Source organism: Cyanobium sp. LEGE 06143, assembly GCF_015207535.1.
In the GTDB taxonomy this organism is placed as follows: Bacteria; Cyanobacteriota; Cyanobacteriia; order PCC-6307; family Cyanobiaceae; genus NIES-981.
Genome location: NZ_JADEWP010000135.1, coordinates 1 through 7,012 on the forward strand (window position 1 = coordinate 1; position 7,012 = coordinate 7,012).

A 7,012-nucleotide genomic window follows, 5' to 3' on the forward strand; every position below is an offset into this window, starting at 1 on the left:
GCCATGTGAGCACGGTGATGGGCCTGGAGGAACTCCACCCCCTGGTGGAGCGGCATCGGCTGCCCGTGGTGGTGAGCGGCTTCGAGCCCGAGGAGCTGCTGCGCGGCGTGCTGGGCTGTGTGGAGCTGCTGGAGGCCGGCAGGCCCGCCGTGCTGAACGCCTACCCGCACGTGGGCCATCAACAGCGACAGGTTGGCCAGGCCCAACCGGGCCGTCTGCTGAGCCAGCAGCGCCGTGGCCGGAGCGGTGGTCTCGAAGCCCACGGCCAGGAACACCACCTGGTGGGCGGGGTGGCTCTGGGCCAGGGCGATCGCCTGCAGGGGAGAGGTGAGCAGGCGCACGTCCCCCCCCGCGGCCCGCACCCGCAGCAGGTCGTCGCCCGGCTCGCTGCCCGGCACCCGCAGCATGTCGCCATAGGCGCAGAGGATCACCTCCGGGCGACGGGCCAGAGCCAGGGCCTGGTTGATGCTGGCGGCGGGGGTGACGCACACCGGACAGCCCGGCCCGTGGATCAGCCGCAGCCCATCCGGCAGCAGCTGGTCGAGGCCCCAGCGCACGATGGCGTGGGTCTGGCCGCCGCACACCTCCATCAACGTCCAGGGACGGGTGACCGTGGCCCGCAGCCTGGCGGCCAGCGCGGTGACCGCCGCGGTGCTGCTCACCAGGGCCCCCGGGCCGTGGCCGCGCCGGCCGGGCTGTAGCTGTGGATGGCCTGCATGTACTGGGCCCGCTCGTACTCCTCGGGATTGGGGCAGTGGGCCTGACTCATGCAGCCGATCAGGGCGGCCACGCTCGCCACCTCGTGGTCGCGCATCCAGGTGGCGAGTTCATCCTCCAGCCCCTGCAGGCGTCCGGGGCCATGGCGCAGCAGGGCCGCCACCACCTGGGTGGCGGCGGCACCGGCCATCAGCAGACGCACCACATCGGTGCCGCGGTGGACGCCACCGCTGCCGATCAGGTCCAGGCCCACGCGGCCGTGCAGCAGGGCGATCCAGCGCAGCGGCAGGCGCAGGTCGTGGGGGGTGCTGAGCAGCAGGTTGGGCCGCACGGTCATCGACTCGATGTCGATGTCTGGCTGGTAGAAGCGGTTGAACAGCACCAGCCCCTGGGCACCCGAGTGCTCCAGGCGCCGGGCCATCGCTCCGAAGTTGCTGAAGAACGGCCCCAGCTTCACGGCCAGCGGCAGGGCCACCTCGGCGCGCACCTCCCGCACGATCTCCTCCACCTGGGCTTCGATCGCGGCGCTGGAGAGCTCCGGATCGGTGGGAATGGCGTAGATGTTCAGCTCCAGGGCCGCGGCGCCGGCCGCCTCGATGCGGCGGGCGGTCTCCACCCAGCGGCCAGGGCTGCGGCCATTGAGGCTGGCGATCACCGGGATGGCCAGGCGGCGGCAGGCCTGCTCGATCAGGCGCAGGTAGGCGTCGGCTCCGCCGTGCTCCAGCGCCGCCTCCGGCAGGTAGCTGAGGGCCTCGCCGTAGCTCTCGGCGCCCTGCTGGCCATAGCGGTGCAGGGCCAGCTGCTCCTGCTCGATCTGCTCCTCGAACAGCGAGTGCAGCACGATGGCCGCCGCACCGCAGCGCTCCAGCTCCTGCAGCGCCTCGATGCTGTCGCTCAGCGGACCGGCAGCACCCACCACCAGGGGCGTGCGCAGGGGCAGGCCGAGGTAGGTGGTGGCGAGGTCGGGCCCGGTCATGGCCGGCTGGGGCTGCTCTGGCCACTCCAGGGTTGGGCCAGGGCGCAGTAGCTGGCCCAGCGGCGGGCCCGCTCGGCCTCGGCCTGATTCAGGAGCTCGCGGGCCCGCTCGGGCCGGCTGTAGCGGAGCACCTCGAAGCGCTGTTCGGCGGCCATCGCCTCCCGCAGGGAGCGCTGCGGCGCTGGGCTATCGAGCTGCAGCGGGTTCTCGCCCCGCTCGGCGCGGCGGGGGTCGTGGCGGTAGAGGAGCCAGCGGCCCGAGTCCACGGCCAGCTTCTGGTGTTCCATGCCATGGGCCATGGGGATGCCGTGGGCGATGCAGTGGGAGTAGGCCAGGATCAGGGAAGGGCCCGGATAGCTCTCGGCCTCCAGGAAGGCCCGGATCGTGTGCTCGTCGCGGGCGCCCATCGCCACGCTGGCCACGTAGACGTGGCCGTAGGTCATCGCCATCAGGCCCAGATCCTTCTTGGCGGCGGCCTTGCCCGAGGCCGCGAACTTGGCCACGGCCCCGAGCGGTGTGGCCTTGGAGGCCTGACCACCGGTGTTGGAGTACACCTCGGTGTCGAGCACCAGCACGTTCAGATCGCGACCGCTGGCCAGCACGTGGTCGAGCCCGCCGAAACCGATGTCGTAGGCCCAGCCATCGCCGCCCACCAGCCAGACGCTGGTCTTGGTGAGGGCATCGGCCAGATCCAGCAGGCGTTCGGCCAGCGGGCGATCGGAGAGGCTCAGGCCGCCAGGCTCCTGGCCGCCATCGAGGCCGAGCAACCGCTGCAGGCAGCGCTTCAACTCAGCCACCCGCTGGCGCTGCTCCAGGATCGCGGCCTCGCTGGCCTGGTCGGCTGGGGCGCCGCCGGCGTGGGCCCGGGTCGCCTCCACCAGCCTGGGCGGCAGCAGCGGCGCCAGCTGAGCCAGCAGCTCCAGGGCCATGGCGCGCTGCTGATCCAGGGCCACCCGCATGCCGTAGCCGAACTCGGCGTTGTCTTCAAACAGGGAGTTGCTCCAGGCGGGGCCCCGCCCCTCGGCATTGGCGCTCCAGGGGGTGGTGGGCAGGTTGCCGCCGTAGATGGAACTGCAACCGGTGGCATTGGCCACCAGCATGCGATCGCCGAACAGCTGGCTGGCCAGCTTGAGGTAGGGGGTTTCGCCGCAGCCGGCGCAGGCGCCCGAGAAGGCGAACAGGGGCTCCAGCCATTGCTGGTGGGCGACGCGGTGCGGATCCAGCAGCTCCCGGGGCGGATGGGGCAGCTGCAGGAAGAAGTCCCAGTGGCCGCGGGCGGCCGGCAGCTCGGCGCGCCGGGGGGCCATGTTGATCGCCTTGCGCTTCGGCTGGCTGCGATCGCGCACCGGGCAGACCTCCACGCACAGGGAGCAGCCGGTGCAGTCTTCAACGGCCACCTGCAGGGTGAATGTCTGGCCGGCGAACGTCTGGTCCCGGCAGGGGGCTGTGCGAAAGCCCTCAGGCGCCGCCGCGAAGGCCTCAGGCGCCGCCAGCTTGGCGCGGATCACCCCGTGGGGACACACCAGCACGCACTTGCCGCACTGCACGCAGAGGTCGCTCTCCCACACCGGCACGGCCGTGGCGATGTTGCGCTTCTCCCACTGGGCCGTGCCCACAGGCCAGGTGCCATCGCAGGGCAGGGCGCTCACCGGCAGCTCGTCCCCACGGCGCTCCAGCATCGGCCCGATCACCTCCCGCACGAAGGCCGGCGCGCCGGCCAGGCGCTCGCCGGTGCCCGGCAGGGTGGCCGGATCAGGCGGGGCAGCCTGGGGGTCATTGCTGCCGGCGGCAGCCAGGGCGTCGAGCTGGTGCCAGTCGAGGGGCTCCAGGTGGTCGAGGCTGGCATCGAGGGCCGCCAGGTTCATCGCCACCACCGCCTCGCCCTTGCGGCCGTAGTTTTGGTGGATCGAGGCGCGGATGCGGGCGATCGCCTCCTGCCGGGGCAGCACGCCACTGAGGGCGAAGAAACAGGCCTGCATCACGGTGTTGATGTGGGGCCCCATGCCGGCCTGGCGCGCCACCCGCTCGGCGTTGATCTGATGCACCTGCAGGCCGGCTTGCCTGATCTGCTGCCGCACGGGCTCGGGCAGCCGGATCCAGGTTTCGGCGCTCTCGAACGGGCTGTTCAGCAACAGCACCGCGCCGGGCTCGATGCCCGCCAGCAGATCGAAACGGCGCAGGAAGTCCCACTGGTGGCAGGCCACGAAGGTGGGCCGCTGGATCAGGTAGGTGGAGCGGATCGGCTGCGGCCCGAAGCGCAGGTGCGACACCGTGACCGAGCCGGCCTTCTTGGAGTCGTAGACGAAGTAGCCCTGGGCGTGCAGATCGGTGCCCTCGCCGATGATCTTGATGGCGGCCTTGTTGGCGCCCACGGTGCCATCGGAGCCGAGGCCGTAGAACACAGCCCGCACCTGGCCACTCTGGGCCCGGGGGCGCTCGGTGACGAAGGCCTGATCGACGGCCAGGGAGCGCCGGGTCACGTCGTCGTGGATGCCCACGCTGAAGTGATTGAGGGGCCGGGCACCATCGCCTGAGCCGGCGAGTGCCGCCTGGAGGTGATCGAACACGGCCTTCACCATCGCCGGCGTGAACTCCTTGGAGGAGAGTCCGTAGCGGCCCCCCAGCAGCAGCGGCTGCGGCTGGGGGCCATGCATCTGGCGCCACTCCTCGCTGACGGCGGCGAGCACGTCGAGGTAGAGCGGTTCGCCCGGAGCGCCGGGCTCCTTGCAGCGATCCAGCACCGCGATCGCCCGGGTGCTGGCGGGCAGGGCCTCCACCAGCCAGCGGGCCGCGAAGGGCCGGAACAAACGCAGCTTCAGCACCCCCACCCGCTCGCCGCGGGCCTGCAGGGCCTCGCTGGCCTCCAGGGCGGTTTCGGCCCCCGAGCCCATCAGCACCAGCACCCGCTCGGCATCGGCGGGGCCGGCGTAGTCGTAGGGGCGGTAGTGGCGGCCGGTGAGGGCGGCGAACCGCTGCATCGCCTCCAGCAGATGTCCCGGCGCGGCGTCATAGAACCGGTTCACCGCTTCCCGCGCCTGGAAGTAGACATCCGGGTTCTGGGCGGTGCCGCGCAGCATCGGATGGGCCGGACTCAGGGCCCTGGCGCGGTGATCCCGGATCGCCTGCTCCGGGATCATCTGGCGCAGCAGCTCGTCGTCGAGGTCGTGCACCTTCTGAATCTCGTGGGAGGTGCGGAAGCCGTCGAAGACGTGCAGGAAGGGCAGGCGGCTGAGCAGGCTGGCCCGGGCGGCGATCACGGCGCCATCGGCGGCCTCCTGCACCGAGGACGAGCAGAGGATGCCGCAGCCGCTGCCCCGGGTGGCCATCACGTCGCTGTGGTCGCCGAAGATCGAGAGCCCCTGGGCCGCCAGGGAGCGGGCCGCCACATGCAGCACCGCAGGCGTGAGCTCGCCGGCCAGCTTGTAGAGGTTGGGCAGCATCAGCAGCAGCCCCTGGGAGGCCGTGAAGGTGGTGGTGAGCGCCCCGGCCTGGAGGGCGCCGTGCACCGTGCCGGCCGCCCCCGCCTCGCTCTGCAGCTCCACCACCTCCGGCACCGCTCCCCAGAGGTTGGGGCGCCCCTCGGCGGCCCAGGCATCGGCCCATTCTCCCATCGGCGAAGCCGGCGTGATCGGGTAGAGGGCGATCACCTCGTTGAGCCGGTAGGCCACCCGGGCGACGGCCTCGTTGCCATCCACCGTGATGCAGGCGCCTGGATCTGGTCTTGCGGCAACGGTCATGGCTCAAGCTCCGCCAGGGGGGATTCGGTGTCGTCATCCACCAGCGCCAGGGCCACGCCCACGTGCACCAGCACCCGATCGCCCACCAGCGCCTGGGGCAGACAGGCCAGGCTCACCTGCTGGCGCACGCCGCCGAAATCCACCTCGGCCCGGCGCCAGAGGGGATCGGCGGCGTCGCTGATCGCCAGGATCAATCCTGCTGTGGCCAGGCACATGGCCGTGCCGCGAGGGCTACTTCCATTCTAGGAAGGCCACTCACAAACTGCCCACAGCTGGCCCAGGGCGAGGCCGCCGTCGTTGCAGGGCACCTGCTCACTCCAGAAGGGCCGCAGGCCCGCGGAGCGGGCGGCCGCGGCGCAGAGCTCCAGCAGCAGAGCGTTCTGGAAGCAGCCCCCGGCCAGCGCCAGGGGCGCCCCTGGCGGCGCGGCCGCAGCCGCAGCAGCCGCCATCGCATCAGCCAGGGCCTGGTGCACTGCCAGCGACAGCCTGGCTGCGTCCACCCCCTGGCTGCGCTGCTCCAGCAGGTGGCGCAGCAAGGGCTGCCAGTCCAGCCAGCCCAGGGGCAGGTCCGGGGCCGGCAACAGCGGCAATAGCGGTGAACCGCCGGCCCGCCTGGAGTTGGCCTTCCGCTGGCCCTCAGCCCGCCGCTGGGCCTGGGAGCGCCGCTGGGCCTGGGCGCGGCGGGCGAGTCCCTCCAGCAGCAGGCCGGCCTGGCCTTCATGGCTCTGCCGCTGACACGCCCCCAGCAGCGACGCCACGCCGTCAAAGAGCCGCCCCACCGATGAGGTCTGGGGTGCCTGGCAGCCGGCCCGCAGCGCCGCCAGCAGCAGGGGCAGCTCCGCTTCGGCAAAGGCCTCGCGGCAGCACTGCGCGGCCGGATGGTCGAGCCAGCGCCCATCCTCCAGAGCGGCCAGCAGGCCCAGCGCCACCCGACAGGGCTCCCGCATGGCCCGCTCACCGCCGGGCAGGGGAAAGGGCCGTAGGGCCGCCAGCCGCTCGGCTGCAGGTCGCGTGGACCCCAGGCTGTTGAGCCGCAGCAATTCGCCGCCCCAGAGCTGGTGGCCGGTGTCCTGGCCGGGGGCGTAGCCCAGGCCATCCCAGGCCCACACCAGCAAGGGCAGCGGCAAGCCGTGTTCCGCCGCCACCGCCAGGCCATGGGCCCGGTGGTGCTGCACCGGCACCAACCTCACCCGCTCTGGGCCGGCTGCCTGACGGCTCCAGCTGGTGAGGGCGTCGTTGGCCAGCCGCTGGCTGACGTAGCCCGGATGGGCATCACAGACGATCAACTGCGGCGGCTGCGGCCCCGCCCGTGGTTCCTGCAGCCACACCTCCAGCACCCTGTGCTGGCGCGGACCGGCCAGATCCCCCAGGTGGGGCGCCAGCCGGATGTGCCCGCCGCTGGCCTCGGCGGCGGCGTTCTTGAGATCGCCCCCCAGGGCCAGGGCGCGGCAGTCGACAGGTGGGGCCAGCGGCAGCAGCAGGGCGGYGRGGNNATGSCSGTGAGACTCATGCCCAGGGAGGCGAAGGCGCCGGCGGTGGGGCCGATCTCGAAGGCGCGCACGGTGCCCAGGGCATGGCCGGT

The 7,012-nt window shown here is 72.3% G+C and carries 4 protein-coding genes and 3 pseudogenes; 1 reads left to right on the forward strand and 6 read right to left on the reverse strand.

Annotated elements, in window-relative coordinates:
* Window positions 1–17: 17 nt before the first annotated feature.
* Window positions 18–125 (forward strand): annotated as a pseudogene (locus IQ216_RS14495) (hydrogenase formation protein HypD); the annotation flags it as partial.
* Window positions 126–161: 36 nt separating this feature from the next.
* Here IQ216_RS14495 and hypD read toward each other — a convergent pair.
* The 6 genes and pseudogenes from hypD to IQ216_RS14740 all read right to left on the reverse strand — a co-directional run.
* Window positions 162–662, reverse strand: a pseudogene (gene hypD / locus IQ216_RS09950) (hydrogenase formation protein HypD); the annotation flags it as partial.
* Window positions 659–1,693, reverse strand: coding sequence for a dihydroorotate dehydrogenase-like protein (locus IQ216_RS09955; protein ID WP_193815348.1), 1,035 nt, complete (start codon window positions 1,691–1,693; stop codon window positions 659–661). The pseudogene hypD and the gene IQ216_RS09955, both read right to left, overlap by 4 nt.
* Window positions 1,690–5,430, reverse strand: a complete 3,741-nt coding sequence (gene nifJ, locus IQ216_RS09960; protein ID WP_193815349.1) for a pyruvate:ferredoxin (flavodoxin) oxidoreductase — start codon at window positions 5,428–5,430, stop codon at window positions 1,690–1,692. The genes IQ216_RS09955 and nifJ overlap by 4 nt, the downstream gene beginning before the upstream one ends.
* Window positions 5,427–5,645: a HypC/HybG/HupF family hydrogenase formation chaperone gene (locus tag IQ216_RS09965; protein WP_193815350.1), complete on the reverse strand. Its 219-nt coding sequence runs from the start codon at window positions 5,643–5,645 to the stop codon at window positions 5,427–5,429. The genes nifJ and IQ216_RS09965 overlap by 4 nt, the downstream gene beginning before the upstream one ends.
* 27 nt (window positions 5,646–5,672) lie before the next feature.
* Window positions 5,673–6,818, reverse strand: coding sequence for a hypothetical protein (locus tag IQ216_RS14270; RefSeq protein WP_370566695.1), 1,146 nt, complete (start codon window positions 6,816–6,818; stop codon window positions 5,673–5,675).
* Window positions 6,713–6,991, reverse strand: a pseudogene (locus IQ216_RS14740) (hypothetical protein). Before IQ216_RS14740 ends, IQ216_RS14270 begins: the two are co-directional and overlap by 106 nt.
* Window positions 6,992–7,012 lie beyond the last annotated feature (21 nt).

Bases quoted from the DNA above. Each gene is read 5' to 3' on its own strand.
- IQ216_RS09955 (WP_193815348.1), bottom strand. From the start codon at position 1,693: ATGACCGGGCCCGACCTCGCCACCACCTACCTCGGCCTGCCCCTGCGC.
- nifJ (WP_193815349.1), bottom strand. From the start codon at position 5,430: ATGACCGTTGCCGCAAGACCAGATCCAGGCGCCTGCATCACGGTGGAT.
- IQ216_RS09965 (WP_193815350.1), bottom strand. From the start codon at position 5,645: ATGTGCCTGGCCACAGCAGGATTGATCCTGGCGATCAGCGACGCCGCC.